The sequence below is a fragment of the Methylobacterium sp. D53M genome (assembly GCF_053345625.1).
Map to the genome: position 1 here is coordinate 1 of NZ_JBKFAL010000032.1, position 19,845 is coordinate 19,845.

General features: G+C 73.5%; 22 protein-coding genes. 14 read left to right on the forward strand and 8 right to left on the reverse strand.

Annotated elements, in window-relative coordinates; all coding sequences use genetic code 11:
- Positions 1-1,086: RluA family pseudouridine synthase (locus ACLBYG_RS27745; protein WP_447683610.1), on the forward strand; the 1,086-nt coding region annotated here is incomplete at its 5' end.
- Here the strand turns inward: ACLBYG_RS27745 and ACLBYG_RS27750 are convergent.
- A complete protein-coding gene (locus tag ACLBYG_RS27750; protein WP_447683611.1) occupies positions 1,053-1,766 on the reverse strand; it encodes an alpha/beta fold hydrolase in 714 nt (237 codons plus the stop codon). The genes ACLBYG_RS27745 and ACLBYG_RS27750 overlap by 34 nt on opposite strands.
- A 201-nt stretch (positions 1,767-1,967) precedes the next feature.
- On the opposite strand from ACLBYG_RS27750, the gene ACLBYG_RS27755 reads away from it, so the two are divergent.
- The 4 genes from ACLBYG_RS27755 to ACLBYG_RS27770 all read left to right on the forward strand — a co-directional run bounded on the left by ACLBYG_RS27755 (position 1,968) and on the right by ACLBYG_RS27770 (position 4,369).
- Positions 1,968-2,348: a hypothetical protein gene (locus ACLBYG_RS27755; RefSeq protein WP_100252670.1), complete on the forward strand. Its 381-nt coding sequence runs from the start codon at positions 1,968-1,970 to the stop codon at positions 2,346-2,348.
- Positions 2,349-2,406: 58 nt separating this feature from the next.
- Positions 2,407-3,072, forward strand: coding sequence for an HAD-IA family hydrolase (locus ACLBYG_RS27760; RefSeq protein ID WP_447683612.1), 666 nt, complete (start codon positions 2,407-2,409; stop codon positions 3,070-3,072).
- A gap of 46 nt (positions 3,073-3,118) precedes the next feature.
- Entirely contained in the window at positions 3,119-3,910 is a 792-nt protein-coding gene (locus ACLBYG_RS27765; RefSeq protein ID WP_447683613.1) for an ATP12 family chaperone protein, read from the forward strand.
- Positions 3,911-4,048: 138 nt separating this feature from the next.
- A complete protein-coding gene (locus ACLBYG_RS27770) occupies positions 4,049-4,369 on the forward strand; it encodes a hypothetical protein (protein WP_447683614.1) in 321 nt (106 codons plus the stop codon).
- A 12-nt stretch (positions 4,370-4,381) separates the two neighbouring features.
- Here the strand turns inward: ACLBYG_RS27770 and ACLBYG_RS27775 are convergent, their stop codons facing one another.
- On the reverse strand, positions 4,382-4,873 hold the full coding sequence (locus tag ACLBYG_RS27775; RefSeq protein ID WP_132366862.1) for a glutathione peroxidase: 492 nt from the start codon (positions 4,871-4,873) through the stop codon (positions 4,382-4,384).
- Positions 4,874-5,097: 224 nt separating this feature from the next.
- On the opposite strand from ACLBYG_RS27775, the gene ACLBYG_RS27780 reads away from it, so the two are divergent.
- Positions 5,098-5,358: a DUF6894 family protein gene (locus ACLBYG_RS27780; protein WP_042671770.1), complete on the forward strand. Its 261-nt coding sequence runs from the start codon at positions 5,098-5,100 to the stop codon at positions 5,356-5,358.
- Between the two features lie 30 nt (positions 5,359-5,388).
- Here the strand turns inward: ACLBYG_RS27780 and ACLBYG_RS27785 are convergent, their stop codons facing one another.
- Complete coding sequence (locus ACLBYG_RS27785) at positions 5,389-5,922, reverse strand: hypothetical protein (protein ID WP_447683615.1); 534 nt, start codon at positions 5,920-5,922, stop codon at positions 5,389-5,391.
- A gap of 146 nt (positions 5,923-6,068) precedes the next feature.
- Here ACLBYG_RS27785 and ACLBYG_RS27790 point away from each other — a divergent pair, with 146 nt between their 5' ends.
- On the forward strand, positions 6,069-7,457 hold the full coding sequence (locus ACLBYG_RS27790; RefSeq protein WP_447683616.1) for an aminotransferase: 1,389 nt from the start codon (positions 6,069-6,071) through the stop codon (positions 7,455-7,457).
- A gap of 63 nt (positions 7,458-7,520) precedes the next feature.
- Here ACLBYG_RS27790 and ACLBYG_RS27795 read toward each other — a convergent pair whose 3' ends face one another.
- Complete coding sequence (locus tag ACLBYG_RS27795; protein WP_091681339.1) at positions 7,521-8,843, reverse strand: HlyC/CorC family transporter; 1,323 nt, start codon at positions 8,841-8,843, stop codon at positions 7,521-7,523.
- Between the two features lie 60 nt (positions 8,844-8,903).
- A complete protein-coding gene (locus ACLBYG_RS27800; protein ID WP_447683617.1) occupies positions 8,904-10,496 on the reverse strand; it encodes a hypothetical protein in 1,593 nt (530 codons plus the stop codon).
- A 192-nt stretch (positions 10,497-10,688) separates the two neighbouring features.
- Between ACLBYG_RS27800 and ACLBYG_RS27805 the strand changes: the two genes are divergently transcribed.
- The 7 genes from ACLBYG_RS27805 to ACLBYG_RS27835 all read left to right on the forward strand — a co-directional run bounded on the left by ACLBYG_RS27805 (position 10,689) and on the right by ACLBYG_RS27835 (position 18,062).
- Complete coding sequence (locus ACLBYG_RS27805) at positions 10,689-11,087, forward strand: DUF3775 domain-containing protein (protein WP_042671771.1); 399 nt, start codon at positions 10,689-10,691, stop codon at positions 11,085-11,087.
- A 24-nt stretch (positions 11,088-11,111) separates the two neighbouring features.
- The gene (locus ACLBYG_RS27810; RefSeq protein WP_447683618.1) at positions 11,112-12,401 is read left to right on the forward strand and encodes an App1 family protein; all 1,290 of its coding nucleotides are present in this window, start codon (positions 11,112-11,114) and stop codon (positions 12,399-12,401) included.
- A 124-nt stretch (positions 12,402-12,525) separates the two neighbouring features.
- The gene (locus ACLBYG_RS27815; protein WP_447683619.1) at positions 12,526-13,638 is read left to right on the forward strand and encodes an alpha/beta fold hydrolase; all 1,113 of its coding nucleotides are present in this window, start codon (positions 12,526-12,528) and stop codon (positions 13,636-13,638) included.
- 149 nt (positions 13,639-13,787) lie between these two features.
- On the forward strand, positions 13,788-14,045 hold the full coding sequence (locus tag ACLBYG_RS27820; RefSeq protein ID WP_020093648.1) for a hypothetical protein: 258 nt from the start codon (positions 13,788-13,790) through the stop codon (positions 14,043-14,045).
- 55 nt (positions 14,046-14,100) lie between these two features.
- Positions 14,101-15,267 (forward strand): MFS transporter, encoded by a 1,167-nt coding sequence (locus ACLBYG_RS27825; protein WP_447683620.1) that lies wholly within the window; start codon positions 14,101-14,103, stop codon positions 15,265-15,267.
- Between the two features lie 65 nt (positions 15,268-15,332).
- Positions 15,333-17,522: a primosomal protein N' gene (locus ACLBYG_RS27830; protein WP_447683621.1), complete on the forward strand. Its 2,190-nt coding sequence runs from the start codon at positions 15,333-15,335 to the stop codon at positions 17,520-17,522.
- Between the two features lie 177 nt (positions 17,523-17,699).
- Positions 17,700-18,062 (forward strand): SpoIIAA family protein, encoded by a 363-nt coding sequence (locus ACLBYG_RS27835; RefSeq protein ID WP_020093645.1) that lies wholly within the window; start codon positions 17,700-17,702, stop codon positions 18,060-18,062.
- 6 nt (positions 18,063-18,068) lie between these two features.
- Here the strand turns inward: ACLBYG_RS27835 and ACLBYG_RS27840 are convergent, their stop codons facing one another.
- The 3 genes from ACLBYG_RS27840 to ACLBYG_RS27850 form a co-directional block, all read right to left on the reverse strand.
- Complete coding sequence (locus ACLBYG_RS27840) at positions 18,069-18,458, reverse strand: hypothetical protein (RefSeq protein WP_354455844.1); 390 nt, start codon at positions 18,456-18,458, stop codon at positions 18,069-18,071.
- Between the two features lie 500 nt (positions 18,459-18,958).
- Positions 18,959-19,165: a Trm112 family protein gene (locus ACLBYG_RS27845; RefSeq protein WP_020093643.1), complete on the reverse strand. Its 207-nt coding sequence runs from the start codon at positions 19,163-19,165 to the stop codon at positions 18,959-18,961.
- A 12-nt stretch (positions 19,166-19,177) separates the two neighbouring features.
- Positions 19,178-19,843 carry an LON peptidase substrate-binding domain-containing protein gene (locus ACLBYG_RS27850; RefSeq protein ID WP_020093642.1) on the reverse strand — a complete coding sequence of 222 codons (666 nt, stop codon included), beginning with the start codon at positions 19,841-19,843 and terminating at the stop codon, positions 19,178-19,180.
- Between the last annotated feature and the right edge of the window lie 2 nt (positions 19,844-19,845).

The following is a 19,845-nucleotide window of genomic DNA, read 5'->3' on the forward strand; positions in this document are numbered from 1 at the left end:
TCGGCGGCCCCCTCCCCGGCCCTCGCCTCTGCCCCCGCGCCCGGTCCGACCCGGCGCGAGCAGCGCGCCGCCGCCTCCGCGACCCTCGCCTCCGGCGTGCAGACCCTGACCGTCGAGCCGGACGAGGCCGGGATGCGGATCGACCGCTTCCTCACCGCCCGCTTCCCGCTCCTGCCCTTCACCCGCGTGCAGACCATCGTCCGCAAGGGCGAGTTGCGGGTCGACGGCAAGCGCGCCAAGCCGAACGACCGGCTGGAGCCGGGCATGAGCGTGCGCGTGCCGCCGCTGCGCCTCGACCAGCCCACCGAGCGGCCGCGCAGCGCCGCCCGCGAGCAGGACGACGCCGCCTTCATCCGGTCGCTGATCCTCTACGAGGATGCCGACATGATGATCCTCAACAAGCCTTTCGGCCTCGCGGTCCAGGGCGGTTCGGGGACGGTCCGGCACGTGGACGGCCTGCTCGCCGCCCTCACGGGTCCGGACGGCCAGAAGCCGCGCCTCGTCCACCGGCTGGACAAGGACACGGCCGGGTGCCTGATCATCGCCAAGACCCGGCTCGCCGCCGCGACGCTGGCCAAGAGCTTCCGGTCCCGGGCGGCGCGGAAGATCTACTGGGCGCTCACCGCGGGCGTGCCGCGGGTCCGGCAGGGACGCGTCTCGACCTACCTCGCCAAGGAGGAGCCCACCGACGCCGACGCGCGGATGCGGGTCGCCAAGCACGGCGACGAGGGCGCGAGCCACGCGCTGACCTACTACGCGATGGTCGATCAGGCGGCCCAGAAGCTGTCCTGGCTGTCGTTCAAGCCGGTCACCGGCCGCACGCACCAGCTGCGCGCCCACGCGGCCCATATCGGCCACCCGATCGTGGGTGACCCGAAATACTTCTCCGTCGAGAACTGGGAGCTGCCGGGCGGCATCCAGAACCGCCTCCACCTGCTCGCCCGGCGGATCGTCATCCCGCACCCGCGGACCGGCAAGCCGGTCGACGTGAGCGCGCCGCTCCCGCCCCACATGGCGCAGAGCTGGAACCTCCTGGGCTTCGACGCCGCCCGCTACGACCCGATCGTCGAGGCTCCGGAGGCCTGAGCCCGCAGCCAGGGCACGATCGCGTCCGCCAGCGCGTCCGGGGCCTCGAGCGGCAGCATGTGGCCCGACCCGTCGATCACCCTCAGCGTCGCGCCCGGGATGCCGTCGCGGAGCTCCCGCGCCTCGTCGAGGCTGCGCAGGGCGTCCTGGGCCGCCGCCACGACCAGGGTCGGGCAGCCGATCGCGCCGAGGCGGTCGCCATCGGATTCGCGCGCGTGCCCGGCCTGGCGCAGGAAGACCTCTCCGCCGAGCCGGTCGCCCATCTGCCGGATCCGGCTCAGGAGGGCGCCGTCGCCGGCGCGGTCCGGGTGCACCGACTGGAGGATCGCCGCACGGCTGAGGCCCCGGTAGCCCTGCTGGCGGACATGGGCGACCGCGGCGGCCTTCCGGCGCGCCTGGGCCAGCGTGTCGGCCCGCGACGAGGTGGCGACGAGGACCAGCGCCTCCACCCGGTCCGGCACGAGCCGGGCGACCGCGCGGGCGACGTAGCCGCCCATGGAGAAGCCCACGAGCCCGAAGCGCGGCGGCGCCTCCGCGACGACGCGGCGCGCCATGTCGGCGATGGCGGCGTCCCGCGCGAGGTCGCCGTGCGTGATCGGACCCACCTCGCCGAGGCGCGCGACCACGTCCGACCAGAGGTCGGCGTCGGTCATGAAGCCGGGCAGCAGCACGAGGTTCATCGCCGGATCACCCTTCCCGTCCCCCCGATAACCGTCACGCCAGCGCCCGTCAGCGCCGCGGCATCTTCGGTGAAAGTCGGGTGCGGTCCGAGCGTCCCGCGCGGCGCATGCCTTGGCAACCGGCCGCGCCGCCTCATATGCTGCCCCGCGCCCCGCCGATCCGCCGCGGGGCCTGTTCCCGGCGGTTCGAGACCCTGACACATGAAGCTCGCGATGCTGGCCTGCCTCGCCGCCCTGTGCCTCACCGGGCCGATCGCGCATGCCGCGCCGGGCGAGACGACCAGGGCGGCGCCGACGGCGAACGGCACCCACCCCCCCGAGACGGCGGCCCCGCATCCGGCCCCGGTGCCCGCCCCGGGCGCGGCGCCCGCGCAGGCCGCCCCGCGCACCGCCAACAGTGCCCGCGCGGAGCGCCGGCGGCGCTCCTACGCGGCCTGCAACCGCGCCTCGCATCAGCGCGGATTGCGCGGCGGCAAGCGCCGGCGCTTCCTGATCCGGTGCCGGCTCGGCTACGAGCGGACCCGGATCCCCGGCGGCCAGCCCGCCGCGGCCGCGCCGGCCCAGCCGGGCCGGAAGCCGTGACGGGGACCCGCCTCCTTTCACCCGCGCCGTCGGGGCGACTTCCGGCGCGTCGGTCGCGATGAGGCTCGTCGTCTTCGACGTCGACGGCACCCTCGTCGACAGCCAGCACCTGATCGTGGCGGCCCAGGAGGTGGCGTTCGCGGAGAACGGCCTGCCGGCGCCCGGACGGCGGGAGGCCCTGTCGGTGGTCGGCCTGTCGCTGCCGCAGGCCTTCCGGCGCCTCGTCGGCGAGGACGGCCCGGTCGCGGAACTCTCGGAAAGCTACAAGCAGGCCTACAACCGCCTGCGGCTCGACCCCGTCCACGAGGAACCCCTGTTCCCCGGCATGGCCGACCTGCTGACCCGGCTGCACGGGCGCTCCGACGTGCTGATCGGCCTCGCCACCGGGAAGTCGCGGCGCGGTGTCGACCGGCTGATCGCGCATTACGGCTGGGCGGACTGGTTCGCCACGACCCAGAGCGCCGACGACGCGCCGTCGAAGCCGGATCCGACCATGCTGCAGCAGGCGATCCGCGAGGCCGGCTGCGAGCCCGAGGCCACCGTGATGGTCGGCGACACCACCTTCGACATCGCCATGGGCGTGGCGGCCGGTGCGACGGCCGTCGGGGTCGCCTGGGGCTACCATCCGCCGGACGCGCTCTACGGGGCCGGGGCCGTGACGGTGGTCCCCAGTGCCGCCGCGCTGGAGACGCTGCTCCTCGAGGGGCTCGCGACCGGCTCCTGATCGCGGGAGGCTCGCGCGCGGGGCCGGAAGCGCCTATCTCGCCTCCATGAGCGATCAGACGACAGACTGGCTCGGGCAACCGAGCGACGGTGACAGGCCCGATCCGGTCCGGGCCGCCCGCGGCCACGCCAAGCCGGCCCTGCCCCACCGCTTCTACAAGGAAGCCGGCTTCTCCGAGGATGACGACGGGTTCCGGCTGACCCTGGACGGACGTCCGGCCAACACGCCGGCCCGCAACCCGCTGCGTCTCCCCAGCCGGACCCTGGCCGAGCGCGTCGCGGCGGAGTGGCAGGCCCAGGACACGGCGATCGACCCCGCGCGGATGCCCCTGACCCGGTTGGCCAACACGGCGATCGACGGCGTCACGCCCCGCCTCGCCGAGGTCGCGGCGGATCTCTGCGCCTACGCGGGCACCGATCTCGTGGCCTACCGCGCCGGGGATCCGGAGCGCCTCGTGGCGGCCCAGGCGGAGGCCTGGGATCCGATCCTCGCCTGGGCACGGGACGCGTTCGGCGCGCGGGTGATCCTGAGCGAGGGCGTCATGCACGTCGCGCAGCCGGCCGACACGATCCAGGCGCTCTCCGCTGCGGTGAACGCGGTGACCGACCCGTTCCGGCTGGCGGGCCTGCACACCCTGACCACGCTGACCGGCTCCCTGCTGATCGCCCTGGCTGTTCTCGAGGGCCGGCTGACACCGGCCGAGGCCTGGGCCGCGGCCCACGTGGACGAGACCTATCAGGCCGCCGTCTGGGGGCACGACGCCGAGGCGGAGGCCCGCCTCGAGGCGCGCCGGACGGAGTTCGAGGCGGCCGCCGCGTTCGTCGCGGCCGGCGGCTGAGTCCGGGCCGCGGTCCGGTGCGGTCGCGCAGATGCAATTGCGCAACAATCCCGCATTCGCGGCGCCCGCCCCGCGTCGGCGGCTGACAAAGCGCGAACACTGTTTTAGGGTTCGACGCACATTGTGTTCGAGTCGACGATGCGTTCCGATCAGCCTGTCTGTTGCAGTTTTGAAGGCGAACTGGCCAATCTGATCGCGTCGAAACAGTCTTCCCGGGATCTCGACGGGCGCTACGCGCTGTTCGACGCCCTCTCGGACCTCGAGCGCCGAGCACAGGGCGCCGGCGCACCCGCCCTCACCTTGCGCAAGATTGCCGAGATCCGGTTCCTGACGGGGATCCTGCGCGAGTCGGTGCGCCCGTTCCCGATCGCGCCCCTGCGGACGGTGCTGCGCGTGCGCGAACGGATCGACGCGCGCCGCGCGGTCTCCGCCGAGGCCGCGGATCTCGACGCGGTCTGACGCGGGCGCGGCTCAGGCGGGCTCGGCCAGGGCAGCCTGGATCTTCGCCTCCAGGGCCGCGGGCTTCGTCCCGGGTGCGAACCGGGCGACGACCCGGCCGTCGCGTCCGACCAGGAACTTGGTGAAGTTCCACTTGACCGCCCGCGTGCCGAACAGCCCGGTCCGGGCCCGGGTGAGATGGGCGTAGAGCGGATCGGCGCCCGACCCGTTCACCGCGACCTTGGCGAGCACCGGGAAGCTCACGTCGTAGCGCAGCGCGCAGAAGCTCGCGATCTCGGCGGCGTCGCCCGGCTCCTGCGCGCCGAACTGGTTGCAGGGGAATCCCAGGATCGTCAGGCCCGCATCCCGGTGCCGGCGCCAGAGCGCCTCGAGCCCCTCGTATTGCGGGGTGAAACCGCAGCGGGAGGCCGTGTTCACGATGAGCAGCACCTGACCGCGGTGCTGCGCGAGCGGGTACGGCGTTCCGTCGGCCGCGGAGACGCTGAAATCGTGAACGGTCGTCATGGCCGATCACTCGGGCAAACCGGCCGGATCCGCAAGGCTCGCGCGTCGCGACATGGCGTCGGCCCGCGGCGCGGCCCGGCGATCCCGGCCGCGACTCTAACCCCGTATATGGCCGAGCCGGCGCGCGTGGCGTAACGAGTCCGTCAATCGCGGCGACGAGACTCGGCACGGCCGCGAGTGAGGGGTACTCGCATCCCCCGCCTGGACCCGACCGGGACGTGTGGATGCCGCGCTATCACTTCAACATACACGACGGATCCACGATCCTGGACGGCGCGGGAACGGAGCTGCCGGACTGGCAATCCGCCCGGCTCGAAGCCGTCCGGCGCGCCGGCGACATCCTGAAGCAGGACGCCCAGCGCATCGCCCTCGGCGAGGATTGGCGGATCGAGGTGACTGACCAGACGGGGCTGATCCTGTTCCAGATGACGTTCCTGGTGGTCGAATCCCCGGTCATGCGGCGGCATTCCGGCACTGAGCGCTGAGCCGGCCCCGGGTCCGGCCGGTCGCCCGGTTCAGGCCGGCACTTTCCGGACGTCGAAGCTCGGGCCCTGGGGCGTCATCCGGTCGGTGGTGACGATGCGCTCGTCGGCGCCGACGATCCCGAGGCTGACGTCGCGGTCCGGCAGGATGACGGTGGTGCTCTTGTTGACGTGGACCAGCACGTGCCGGCGCATGGGCACCGAGGCCACGGCCCAGCGCCTGAGCTGCCCGTAATAGGGCTCGCGCCGCCACGCGTTCGCCTGTCCGGGATCGACCTGCACGTTCATGTTGCGGGTGAGCGGATCGAGGCTCAGCACCATCTTGGCGCGGTCCGGCTTCCATTCCGGGCCGAGCCATCCCTCCGTCATCCAGAGGCAGTGGAAGGCCCGGCAATGGTCCGGGCGGGTGGCGTGAATGGCGCAGCCCTGGCCGGCCTTCGTATGGCGGCACCACTGGCCCGCGACGCTCTCGACCGCGGGCACGTCGTAGACCTTGCAGCAGAGCGTGCAGGCGCCGCAGGCGCGGCCGGGGGCGGGTTGGGCGACGTAGGCTTCCGGGTTGAGCATCGGTCGGGCGCGGCGAGGGGCGGTGCTGGAGTAGCGCTGGCGGCATGCGTCCGGCAACGGCCGGACGCGGATCCTCCGGGCTACCTGACGGGGCATCGGGTCGGTAGTGTGGCGGCGGTCACCCGCGCACGAGGACCTTGCGAACCATGCTCTCGAACCTCGCGACCCGCGACGTCGAAACCCTCCTCCATCCCTACACGAACCTGTCGACGCACCGACAGACCGGCCCGCTGGTGCTGGAACGGGGCGAGGGCGTGCACGTCTACGACACCGAGGGGCGCTCCTACATCGAGGGCATGTCCGGCCTGTGGTGCACGGCGCTGGGCTACTCCAACGCGGAGCTCGTGGAGGCGGCCCGGGCGCAGATGGCGCGCATGCCCTTCACGCACCTGTTCTCCGGCCGCAGCCACGATCCGGGCATCGAGCTCGCCGAGACGCTGAAGGAGCTGATGCCGATCCCGACCTCGAAGATCTTCTTCACCTCCTCGGGGTCGGAGGCCAACGACACGCAGGTCAAGCTGACCTGGTACTACAACAACGCCCTGGGGCGGCCGCAGAAGAAGAAGATCATCGCCCGCCAGAAGGGCTACCACGGCGTCACGGTCGCGAGCGCCTCGATGACCGGGCTCGCCGCGAACCACGCCGACTGGGACCTGCCGCTGCCGGGCTTCCTGCACGTCTCGCCCGCGCACCACTACCGGGGCGCCGAGCCGGGCGAGACCGAGGAGGCCTACGCGGCGCGCCTCGCCGCCGAGCTGGAGGAGACGATCCTGCGCGAGGGGCCGGAGACGGTCGCGGCCTTCATCGCCGAGCCGGTGATGGGCGCGGGCGGCGCGATCGTGCCGCCGCGGGGGTACTTCGCGGCGATCCAGGCGGTGCTGGCCAAGTACGACGTCCGCTTCATCGCCGACGAGGTGATCTGCGGCTTCGGCCGGCTCGGCACGTGGTTCGGCAGCGAGGCGCTGGGGGCCCGGCCCGATTCGATCTCCTTCGCCAAGGCCCTGACCTCGGCCTACATGCCGCTCGGCGGCGTGAGCATCGACGAACCGCTCTACGAGGTGCTGATCGGCCAGAGCGAGAAGATCGGCACCTTCGGCCACGGCACCACCTATTCCGGGCACCCGGTGGCCGCCGCGGTGGCCCTGAAGGCGATCGAGATCTACCGCCGCGACCGGGTGATCGAGGGCGCGGCCGAGAAGGCGCCGCAGTTCCAGCGCCGCCTGGCGGCGCTCGCCGGGCACGACATCGTGGGCGAGGCCGGCGGCCTCGGGCTGATCGGCGGTCTGGAGATCGTCGCCGACAAGGCCAGCAAGCGGCAGTACGACCCGAAGAAGGGCGTGGCCGCCCGCTGCGTCGCCTTCGCGCAGGGCGAGGGGCTGATCGTGCGGGCGCTTGCCGGGGACCGCGTCGCCGTCTGCCCGCCGTTGATCATCGCGCCGGGCGAGATCGACGCCCTGTTCGACCGGCTCGGGCGGGCCCTGGACCGGACCCGCGACTGGATCCGCGCCGAGGGGCTGGAGGCGATGCCGGGCTGAGGACCGCCCCGCGCGCGTCGCGGCGCGGGCGCGGACCCCGGCCGCGGCGGTCGCCTGCCGCCGTCACACCGCGTCGCGCGGCGCGTCCGGCAGCGCGGCCGCCTGGAGCCCCGCCGCGGTCAGCGGCGTGATGCGGAGCGTGGTGATCCGGTTCTTGGCCTTCCGCAGCACCTGGAAGCGGAAGCCGTGGAAGTTGAAGGCGGTGCCCTGGTCCGGGATGGTCCGCGCCTCGTGGATGACGAGGCCGGCGATGGTGGTCGCCTCCTCGTCGGGCAGGTCCCAGTCCATGGCCCGGTTCAGGTCGCGGATCGGCACGCCGCCGTCCACGTTCACCGACCCGTCCCCCTGCGGGCGCACGCCCGAGACGGTGACGTCGTGCTCGTCGGCGATGTCGCCGACGATCTCCTCCAGGATGTCCTCCAGGGTCACGAGCCCCATCACCTCGCCGTACTCGTCGACCACCAGGGCGAAGTGGGTCTTCTTGGTCAGGAAGGCCTTGAGCTGGGCGCGCAGCGACGTCGTGCCCGGCACGAACCACGTCTCCAGGGCCAGCGCCTCGACCTTGAGGCCGGAGGCGTCGCCGCCCGCGGCGTCGAGCGCCCGCAGCAGGTCCTTGGCGTGGAGGACGCCCACGATGTTCTCGGGCGTGCCGCGCCACAGCGGCATGCGGGTGTAGGGCGAGGCCAGCACCGCCCGGACGATGTCCTCGGAGGGCTGGTCGGCGTCGATCGCCCGCATCTTCGTGCGGTGGACCATCACGTCGGAGACCGACAGGTCCGACAGGTCGAGGAGGCCGCCCAGCATGTCGCGCTCGGCCTTGGCGACGCCGCCCTCCCGGTGCATCAGCGCCACCTGCCCGCGCAGCTCCTCGGCGGCGGTGAGGATCGACTGGTGCTCGCCGATGGTGACGCCGAACGGTTTCAGCATCACCCGCACGACGTGCTCGATGGCGATGGCCAGCGGGCCCATCAGCGCCACCGCGAAGGCCACCGGGCGGGCGGTGAGCAGGGCGGCCTTGTCGGGTTTGGAGATCGCCAGCGTCTTCGGCAGCACCTCGGCGAAGACGATGACCAGCACCGACATGCCGACCGTCGCGTAGATGACGCCGCTCTTGCCGAACAGCGCCGTGAGCACGCTGGTGGTGAAGGCCGAGGCGCCGATCGCCACGATGTTGTAGCCGATCAGCATCGCGCCGATGAAGCGCTCGCGGATCGCCAGGATGCGGTTGACGATCGCGGCGCGCGGGTCGCCCGCCTGCTCCAGGGCGTGCATCCGGGCTCGCGAGGCGGCCGTGAAGGCCGTCTCCGCGCCCGCGAAGAAGGCCGAGAGCAGCAGCGAGATCGCCACGATGCTCGCGGCGAACCACAGGTCGATATGGGTTTCCATCGGGTCCGTCAGGCACGCCTCGCGCGGCTTGTCGGCCGCCCATATAGCGCCTCCTGCGACTTATTGCGCGCCGATCGGGCGCACCGTCCACGTCCCCCAGTAGACGGGCCGCCCGTACAGGCTCGACGCGTCGCGCCCGGAGGCGGTCGGGGCGAGCCGGTCGAGCCAGGTCAGGAAGCCCGCCTTGTTCGGGTAGATCGCCGGCGTGTCGAGGTTGCCCTCCGCGTCGGTCATCCAGAAATGCGCGCTGCGGTCGTACCGGCCGCTGCCGTCGCCCCCCGAGCGCAGCCCGAGATAGGCGGCGGAGCGGCCCGCCTCCACCGGATCGGCGTAGAGCTTGAGGGCGCCGATCCCGTCGAGGTTCATGTCGGCCGTGTATTGCAGGCAGATATCCGCCACCGGACCGCCCGGGGCGTTGGCGGGCCGCTGGCACGTGTAGGAGACCGCCCAGCGCGGCATGCCCTTGGCGCGGGCCACCCGCACGAGGGTCCCGGGCGGCAGCGGCCCGGCGAGCTTGCGCGCCGTCGACCAGACCTTCGGCCCCGACAGGTCCTGCGCGGTGCGCAGGAACAGCCCGGTGCGGCGCTTCTCGGGGGCGAGGCCGCAATCCTCGGGCAGCACGTCGGTGTAGACGTAGTGATAGGTGCGGTCGACGACGCTGATCGAGCCGGCGAGTCCGTGAGTCTCGAAGGCCGGCGCCGTGCAGGCCGACGTGACCGGCTTGCCCGCCTCGTCGACCACCGCGGCGGGGACGGGCGGGTCGGCGCGCCGGCCGCGGCCGGCGCCGGCCTCGAACGGCGTCCAGGCCAGCCCGTAGCCGTCGGCGGTGCGGGTCCGGATCTCGAAGGTCTGGAAGTCGAGGGTGCGCGCCTCGATCTGGACGCGGCGCCGGACGTCGGCCGGGCCCGTCGCCGGCGCGTCCGGTTCCACCCGCCGGCGCCGACGCCGGCCGCGGCGCTCGGGCTCGGCCGCGTCGCCGCCGGTGACGCCCACGCGCTCCTGCCCGAGCAGGAAGACGTAGCTGTAGGCCTCGCCGGCCCAGGTCCGGCCCGTCACGGCGATGGGGTCGCGCGGGCCGATGCCCTCCGCGGACGGCGTCGGCTCGGACCAGCCGCGCGTCCGCGCGCGCTCCTCCGGCAGGTCGACCCAGAACCGGTCGGCCGAGGGCGGCAGCGTCGTGACCAGGGCCTCGAAGGTGCGGCCGGTGCGCAGGGCGCCGCCGTCGCGGCTGTCGGTGGCGCGCCGCTCCGGGCACGGCTCGTCCCGGCGAGACGCCACCGGTGTCTGGCCCTGGAACACGGCCTGGAGCGGGCCGGGCGCCTCGGAGCGGGCGAGCCGCAGGATCTGCACGCCGCGCACGAAGGCGCAGGGCGCCGGCGCGATGAGGACGCCCTCGGCCTCCGAGCCCTCGCGGCAGATCTCCAGCGCGCCGCCCCCGGTCAGGAAGCAGCTCGGGGCGCTGCCCTCGTAGCCCGCGGGCCGGGCCTCGGCGGGGCGCGTCCCGATCAGCGCGGATCCGGCCAGCGCCGAGAGCGCCGAGAGCGCCGCGAGACGCCTGCCGGATCGCCGGCCCGAGCGCCGGGACGCGGCGTCGCGTGCGGGGGGAATGACGGTATCGGCAGGCGATGTCGTGGCAGTCTTTGTAGAAATCACGTCTATCGCCGATGTCGATCCGGATGTCGGAACAGTCTCGCAGCCTCTAACTCACGGTCGCTGAGCCGGAAAGTGGCGCGGACCACGCAAGCCCCCTTCGATGGGGACGGGGCGAACCCGGCGCCCGCTCGCCCGTTGTCGCGGCTTGAGGGCCCCGCTGGCCCGACCCTTTCAGCGCCCGGAGATCAGCGCATGGACATCGCCGTCGAAACCGTCACCGACATCGTCACGCGGCTGCGCGCCATCGAGGTGAAGGAGGGCAACACCGACCCGGATTCGGGTTCGAACCCGATCGACGACGGCGCCACCGACGTCCTGGTCTCCGGCACCGACGACGCCACCGAGTCCGAGGTCCGCGGCCTGATCGCCGGGCTCGACGACGATTCCCGGGCCGAGCTCCTCGCCCTCCTCTACGTCGGGCGCGGCGACATGGAGCCGGAGGAGTGGAGCGAGGCTGTCCGCTTCGCCCGCGAGCGCGAGGCCGCCGGCGAGGGCGCCGCGCGGGAACTGCTGGGCTCTCCCGACGCCGGCGACCTCCTGGAGGAAGGCCTCGACGCGATGGGGCTCAGCCCCGAACTGCCGCAGGCCTGAGCGCCCGGACGGGGGCCGGTCGCCATGGCCTCGCGCGCGCGCAGGGGCGCCACGAAGGCGCTGCGGGTCCTCACGCGGCCGGTCCGCCGCGCGCAGGGCCATGGCGGCAAGGGCCGCGGCGGGCTCGTGGTCGAGCCCTACCGCGGCTACGGGTCACGGGACGAGGTGTTCCTGATCGGCCGGGTCTTCCGGCAGTCGCCGGGGATACCCGGCGAGGATCCCGAATCGCTGCGGGCGCAGTGGCGCGACCTGCGCCGCCGCATCGCCCGGCGGACGATCGCCGGTGCGGCCGTCACCGCCCGGTTCGGCGACGATGCCGTCCGGGTCGAGACCGACCGGGACGGCTATTTCCGCGTTCACCTGCACCCGCGCTCGCCTCCGGCCGAGACGGGTGACTGGCACGCGGTCGAACTCCGCCTCGAGGCCGATCCGCCGATCCCCGCCGAGGGCGCGGTGTTCATCCCGCCCGACCGCTGCCGCTGCGTCGTGGTCAGCGACATCGACGACACGGTCATGCGCACCGGCGTCGCCAACAAGCTCAAGATGCTCTGGCGCCTGTTCGTGGAGGATGCCGAGAGCCGGGTCGCCTTCCCGGGCGTCGCCGCCCTCTACCGCGCCCTCCACGCGGGCGCCGGCGGCGACGAGGGCAACCCGATGCTCTACGTGTCCCGCGCGCCCTGGGGTCTCTACGAGATGCTCTCGGAGTTCTTCCAGCGCCACGGCATCCCGGCGGGCCCGGTGCTGTTCCTGCGGGAATGGGGCCTCTCCTGGACCCACCCGCTGCCGCGCCGGGCCACCGACCACAAGCACGCGCTGATCCGCCACATGCTCGCCCTCTACCGCGACCTGCCCTTCGTGCTGATCGGCGACAGCGGCCAGCACGACCCGGAGGTCTACGCGCAGATCGTCGAGGAGAATCCCGGGCGGGTGCTGGCGGTCTACATCCGCAACGTGTCCCGCGGCTCCGCGCGGGTGGAGGAGATCGTCCGGCTCGCCGGCGCCGTCGCGCGGGCCGGATCGAGCCTCGTGCTCGCCGCCGACAGCGTCGCCATGGCCGAGCACGCGGCCGCCATCGGGCTGATCGCGCCCGGGGCGGTGACCGGCGTCGCCGACGAGCACGCGGCGGCGGCCGAGACCGGGCCGCGCCGGGAGACCGCCCGGATCACGCCGGAACCGTCGGGCGTCGCCGGCGCGGCCGAGGACCCGATCGGGCCGGAGGCGATCGCCGAGGCCCTCGCCGGCGACGGCGCCGTGCCGGCGACCCTGGTGGTCGAGCCGGAGACGCCGGCCGCGCTCCCGCGGCTCGGTGCGTGATCGCGCGGCCGCGATCGTCACCCGGGCGGCTGTCGCGGGCCGCCCGCTCCGATAAGTATCGGCCGAGCGCGGCCGGCACCCGCCGAGACGGGTCGCGGAACGGGCTGCCGCGGGAGGAATCGAGATGCGCCTGAGCCTGTCCGCGCTGCTGATGATCGCCTGCGGCACCCAGGCCGCCCTCGGGCAGGCCGCGCCCGCGGAGCGGGCCGTGCCGCGCTTCGCGCAGTTGGAGGCCGAGATGGGCGCGGCCAACGCCGCCCCGGGGCCGCGGACGGTGCCGGCCAAGGTCGTGCCGGTCCCCGACACGACGAGCCCGCAATTCCGCACCGCGGTGGCGGCGCCCTACCGGGTGCCGGCCTGGAACGCGAACCCGCCGGACGCCGCGGCCTGGAAGGCGCTGGTCTACAAGCTCGCTGCCGCCGGAGCCGCCACCCTGCCGGCGCTCCGCGAGAAGCTGGGCGTCACCAGCGAGGCCGCGGTGATCGGCGGCGTGAAGGCCTTCGTGATCCAGCCCCGGCAGATCCCCGAGGCCAACCGCGACCGGCTCCTCCTGCACATCCACGGGGGCGGCTACGTCTACAATCCCGGCGAGGCCGGAACGCTGGAGGCGATCCTGATGGCCGGCCTCGGCGGCTACAAGGTGATCTCGGTGGATTACCGCATGCCGCCGGACGCGCCCTACCCGGCCGCCATGGACGACGCGACCGCCGTGTGGCGGGCCATGCTGTCCATGCAGAAGCCGCGGAACATGGCGGTGTTCGGCACCTCAACGGGCGGCGGGATGACCCTGGCCCTGATGCTCCGCGCCAAGGCCGAGGGGCTGGCGCTGCCCGCGGCGATCGGTCTCGGAACGCCCTGGTCGGACATGACCGAGACCGGCGACAGCTACCGGACCAACGAGTGGCTCGACAACGTGCTCGTCAGCTATTCCGGCTACCTGACGCCGGCCGCCAAGCTCTACGCCGCCGGCCGCGACCTGAAGGACCCGCAGCTCTCGCCGATCTACGGCGACTTCGCCGGCCTCCCGCCCGCGATCCTGGTCACCGGCACCCGCGACCTGTTCCTGTCGAACACGGTGCGCACCCACCGGAAGCTGCGCGCCGCCGGGATCGAGGCGTCGCTGCAGGTGTTCGAGGGCATGTCCCACGCGCAGTACCTGTTCACGCCGGACGCGCCCGAAACCAGGGAAGTCTTCGGAGAAATGGCGCACTTCTTCGACGATCATCTGGGTCGCTGAGGCGCGGCGGCGCGGGCTCGCGCGGAGCTCGTGCTCACGAAATGGTGCAATGCAGCATCTCGGTGGAGAGGGTTCACATCCGGGCCGCGATGCCTAGGTTCGGCCCCTCGCAGCCGGTCCACGCTCCTCGAGCCTCCTGGAGGCCATCCGTGCAAACCTACACCCTCGCCATCGCCGACGGCGTCCTGTTCGCCTGCCTGCCCGACGAGGCCGACATCTCGGCCGCGATCACCGACGCGACCGCGACCAATTACGGGTTCGGCCTCAGCCTCGACATCGTCCGCGGGGCGACCCTGACCGACGCGGCCCGTCCCGAGGACGAGGTCGTGTGGCAGGAAGGGCCGGACAGCGAGCTGCTCGACGCGCAGGGGCGGCGCTACCGCTACGCCGTCCGCCGACCCTGCTGACGAAAGCCCGGCGCGGACCTGACACCGGGACGCCCGCCGGTGCTACGCTCCGCCGATGGAGCGGCGGGCGACAGGGGCGGGACGGTGGGGCGGGCTCGCCCGATTCCTCGTCCTCTACGCGGCGCTCTACGGCGCCTACGGGGTGCTGTCGCCGGTCCTGCCGGGCTTCCTCGCCGCGCGCGGCCTGACGCCCGGCGAGATCGGCCTCCTCCTCGCCGCCGCGGGCGCCCTGCGTCTCGCGGTCGGCCCCCTGGCCGGCGCCTTCGCCGACCGCCACCGGGCCGGCCGATCCGTCCTGGCGGCGAGCCTCGCGCTGGCCGGGCTCAGCGCCCTGGCGCACCTGCCGGGCACCGGGCTGGCGCAGCTGATCGGGCCGGCGCTCCTCTACGCAGCGGGCACCGCGGCCCCGGCGCCCCTCGCCGACGCGCTGGCCCTGGCCGCCGCGCGCGGCGGCGCGGCGTTCCAGTACGGCTGGGTCCGCGGCGCGGGCTCGGCCGCGTTCATCGTCGGCACCGCCGCGGCCGGCTGGCTGATCGGCCTCTACGGCCTCGCCGCCGCCCTCGTGGCGAGCGGCGGCCTGTTCCTGGCCGCCGGCGCGGCCGCCCTGGCCCTGCCCGCCGGCCCTGGCGGCGCGGCGCGGGCCGGGGCGCCGTGGCACGGCTTCGCCGCCTTGGTCGCCCTGCCGCGCTTCCGCCGCACGGTGCTGGTCGCCGCCCTGGTGATCGGCGCGCACGCGATGCACGACGGCTTCGCCATGATCCTGTGGCGGTCCGCCGGGATCGCGGCGACCACCGCCGGCCTGCTCTGGTCGGTCTCGGTGGCCGCCGAGGTCCTGGTCTTCCTGCTGGTCGGACCGCCCCTGCTGGCGCGGATCGGCCCGGCGACCGGCATCGCGGTTGCGGCCTGCGCGGGGGGGCTGCGCTGGGCGGTGCTGGCATCCACGACCGCGCTTCCCTGGCTCGCCGCCGCCGAGTCCCTGCACGGGCTGAGCTTCGCCCTCCTGCACCTCGCCTGCCTGGGACTCATCGAGGCGTCGACGCCGGCCGATCTCCGGACGACCGCGCTGGCGCTCTACGGGACGCTGGGCCTCGGCCTGTCGGGGGTGGCCACGACCCTGGCCTCCGGGGCGCTCTACGGGGCGTTCGGCGCTTCGGCCTTCTGGGCCATGGCGGCGCTGAGCCTCGCGGCCCTGCCGCTCGTGCCGGCGCTGCGGGATCGCTGAAGCGGCGGGTTCTTTTCCCGCGCCTATGGTACGGACCCGGAACGGACCCGCCCGAAAAGCCCCGCATGCCCGCCGTCGCCGAGATCCTGATCCCGCTCGCCCTCGATACGCCCTACAGCTACGTGGCGCCGGCCGGGCTCGACCTCGCCCCGGGCGACGTGGTGCAGGTGCCCCTCGGCCCGCGCGAGATCGTCGGGGTGGTCTGGGGCGTCGCCGAGACGCCCGGCGGCTCGAACCTGCGGCCCGTGACCGGCCGCCTCCCCTACCCGCCCCTGTCGGAGCCGCTGCGCAGCCTCGTCGACTGGATCGCCCGGTACACGCTGGCGCCGAAGGGCTCGGCGCTGGCCATGGTCCTGCGGCTGCCCGACGAGGCGGCCGCCGGCGAGACCGCCCGCGTCGCCGTGCGCCTCACCGACAGGCCCCCGTCCCGGCCGACCCCGGCCCGCACCAAGGTGCTCGCCGCGGCGGCCGACGGCGCCCTGCGCGGCAAGAGCGCGCTCGCCAAGGAGGCCGGCGTCTCGCTCTCGGTGGTCGACGGGCTGATCGACGACGGCGTCCTCGAGACCGTGGCGGTCGAGCCGGAGCCGGTCGCGCCGCGGCCCGACCCGGACTTCCCGCGGGCGCCGCTCTCGCCCGCGCAGGCCGAGGCGGTGGCGGCCCTCGTCGCCCCCTTCCCGTGGGACCGGCCGCAGCCGCGGGAATCCGACGATCTCCGCCCGGTCCTGCTGGAGGGCGTCACGGGCTCGGGCAAGACCGAGGTCTATTTCGAGGCGGTGGCGGCCTGCGTCCGGGCCGGGCGGCAGGCCCTGATCCTGATGCCCGAGATCGCCCTGACGGCGCAGTTCCTCGACCGGTTCGCCGCCCGGTTCGGGGTCCGGCCGGCGGCGTGGCATTCCGGGATCGGCGGCAAGCGGCGCGAGCGCCTGCGCGCCGCCGTGGCCGACGGCGAGGCGCTCGTGGTGGTCGGCGCGCGCTCCGCCCTGTTCCTGCCCTTCGCGCGGCTCGGCCTGATCGTGGTCGATGAGGAGCACGAGACCGCCTACAAGCAGGAGGACGGCGTCCATTACCACGCCCGCGACATGGCGGTGGTGCGCGGGCGCCTCGAGGGCTGCCCGGTCGTCCTGACCTCGGCGACGCCCGCGATCGAGACCCGCGTCAACGCCGCGCGGGGGCGCTACCGGCACGTCCTGCTCCCCGAGCGCTTCGGCGGCCGGCGCCTGCCCGACATCGCCGCGATCGACATGCGCCTCGACCAGCCCGAGCGCGGCCGCTTCCTCAGCCCGCCGCTGGTCAACGCGGTGAAGAGCACCCTGGGGCGCGGCGAGCAGGCGCTGCTGTTCCTCAACCGCCGGGGCTACGCGCCGCTGACCCTCTGCCGCGCCTGCGGCCACCGCTACCAGTGCAAGAACTGCTCGACCTGGCTCGTGGAGCACCGGTTCCGCCGGGCGCTGGTCTGCCACCAGTGCGGCTACGCGGAGCGCCGGCCGGAGGCCTGCACCGAGTGCGGGACCTTCGACAATCTCACCGCCTGCGGGCCCGGCGTCGAGCGGATCGCCGAGGAGGCGGCCGAGATGTTCCCGGACCGGCGCATCGTCGTCCTGTCGAGCGATTTTCCCGGCGGCGCCGAGCGTCTGCGCCAGGAACTCGAGGCGGTGGCGGCCGGCGCGTGCGACGTCGTGATCGGCACGCAACTCGTGGCCAAGGGCCACAACTTCCCGTTCCTGACGCTGGTCGGCGTCCTCGACGCCGATATCGGCCTGACCTCGGGCGACCCGCGGGCGGCGGAGCGCACCTTCCAGTTGCTCCAGCAGGTCACCGGGCGCGCCGGACGCGGCGAGAAGCCCGGGCGCGCCCTGGTCCAGACCTACCAGCCGGACCACCCGGTGATCGCGGCGCTCCTCTCGGGCGACGCCGAGCGCTTCTACGCGGAGGAGATCCAGGCCCGCGAGGCCGCCGGCCTGCCGCCGTTCGGGCGGCTCGCGGCCCTGATCGTCTCGGCGAGCGAGCGCGAGGTCGCGGAGGCGCACGGGCAGGCGCTCGCCCGGGCCGCCGAGCCGCCGGAGGGCGTGATGGTCCTGGGCCCCGCCGAGGCGCCCCTCGCCCTGGTGCGCGGCCGCTACCGGTTCCGGCTGCTCGTGAAGACCGAGCGCAACGTCGATCTCCAGGCCTACCTGCGCGCCTGGATCGCCCGGGGCCCGAAGGTGCGGGGCAACGTCCGGGTCGCCATCGATGTCGACCCGCAGAGCTTTTTGTAGGAGACTTCGCGGGCCTCCCGGTCTCGTGAACGCCGGTTCGCCGTCGGGAGGCACGTCAGAGCGAGGGTCCGGGGCCATACCGGTTCGTCCCGCGATCGGGTATGGCTCAGGTCACGGGCGGCGGACCCTGGTCGGAGACCGGCTACGGGACGCATGCGGTTCCCGGAGGAGCGATCAGTGCTGACCTACACCAAGACGCCGGATTCGAATGTCGCCGAGATCGTGGTCGACGGGAAGATCACCGACGAGGAGATGAACGCGGCGATGACCGCGATGAAGGCCGACCTCGACAAGGGCGGCAAGATCAAGCTGCTCGAGGATATCCGCGCCTTCGAGGGCATGGAGCCCGCGGCCTTCTTCAAGGACCCGCGCTTCGGCATCTCGATGATGAAGAGCATCAGCCACGTCGCCCTGGTGACGGACGCGCCCTGGCTGAAGGCGCTGGCCGAGACCTTCAACTTCGTGTCGCCGACCCAGATCAAGGTGTTCGAGCGCGCCCGCATCGACGAGGCGCGGAGCTGGCTCGCCGCGGCCGCCTGAGCGACCTCAGTCGGCCTGCGCGGTGCGGGTGTCGCTGCGCCGCGCGGTCCAGTGGCCCGAGCACAGGGACGAGACCTTCCAGGTGCCTGCGCCGCTGCCGGCCTGGAGTCGGCCGGTGCCGGTTCCGCTCGCCGTCCCGTTGCTGACCGTGATGCCGACGCTGCCGTCGGGCCGCACGTGGCCGTTGACCTGCGCCCCGGCGCTGCCGGAAACGAGCTGCACCTGCCCCTCGCGGATCGCGAGCGCGTAGGTGTAGCGGGCGCTGCACAGGCCGCTCTCCGTCACCAGCTCCACCGACCACCGCCCGTTATGCGCGCTCGGCCCCGCGCTGGCGGGCAGGCACGTCGGGAGGAGAAGGCCGGCGGCGAGGGCCGCGACCGCGGTCAGCTTGGTCATGCGATGCAATCTTTCAGCGAAGCGGACACCGCCGGAAGCGGCGTGCACGGTCAGAATCATCGATCGAGGATGACTCGACGCTGAACGATGGAAGCGGCAAGAGTATGGCTGCCTCCCGCCTGTTCAAGATAGATTACGGCCGACAGTCTCCCGGCCAATAGTCAAGCTCGTTGCGGACGATGCTGTGGGTTGATCTGCCGACCGGAGCGTCCAAGTCTCCGCTCATCACGGAGGAGACGGGGGCGGCCAAGGTCCTGCTCGCGCCTGCCGAGGATCGCCGGGCCCGCGGGAAAGCGCCCGCGAGACCGCGGCCGACCCTGCCCGCGCGGGAGAGCCTCGGGCGCCTCGGGGCGGGCCGGCGATTGAGCAACCGGCCTCGATCGGGCCGGGCGGGATCCATGATCGGATCCGTCGGCGTGCGCGGGCAGCCGACCAGCGCGCCGCGCCGCCCTCTCGGGTTGTGACGGGCCGCGCGGGACGGCCGGAGCGACTCGCGGTGCTCAGTCGGTGAGCGGCCGGGCTTCCTCGGGCAGCATGATCGGGATCCCGTCGCGGATCGGGTAGGCGAGCTTCGCCGAGCGGCTGATCAGCTCCTGCCGGGCCGAATCGTATTCCAGGGTGCCCTTGGTCAGCGGGCAGACCAGGATCTCCAGGAGCTTCGGGTCGACGCGGGTCGCCTCGACGGGGGCGGTGAGATCGTTGGACATCGGCGGGGCAACCTATTGCATCGGCGACTCGGGACCCGAGCCGCGAACCAGTTCCATCTGCGTGACCGCGATCAGGATCTCGGCCCGGGTCTTCAGGTCGGGAGCCTCCAGCATCGCCTGCTTCTCGCGCACGCCGAACGGGCTCATCATGCACAGGGCGTTGACCAGCGCCTCGTCGGGCGCCTCGTCGATCCCGGCCCAGTCCACCTTGAGGTCGTTCGACTCCACGAAATCGCGCAGCGCCTTGAGGACGCCCTCGCGGTCGACCTGCTCCTCGCCCGCCCGCGGCTCGAAGTCCACCGCGAACTCGTCGTAGGAGACGTGGCAGCGGCGATAGGGGCCGATCGAGGCCAGCTCGCTCTCGACCCGGAACCGGGTGACGCCGGTGAGCGAGATCAGGTACCGGCCGTCGCCGGTCTCGGCGTACTGGGTGACGCGGCCCGCGCAGCCGACGCGGTAGAGCTTCGGATTCGATCCGCCCGACCCTTCCGGGTCGGGCTGGATCATCCCGATGATCCGGTCCGTCCGCATGGCATCGTCGACCATCGCGAGGTAGCGCGGCTCGAAGATGTTGAGCGGCATCTGTCCCCGCGGCAGCAGCAGCGCGCCGGACAGCGGGAAGACCGGGATCACGGCCGGGCAATCCGCGGGGCCCTTGTAGCTCGCATGGGTGCTCATGG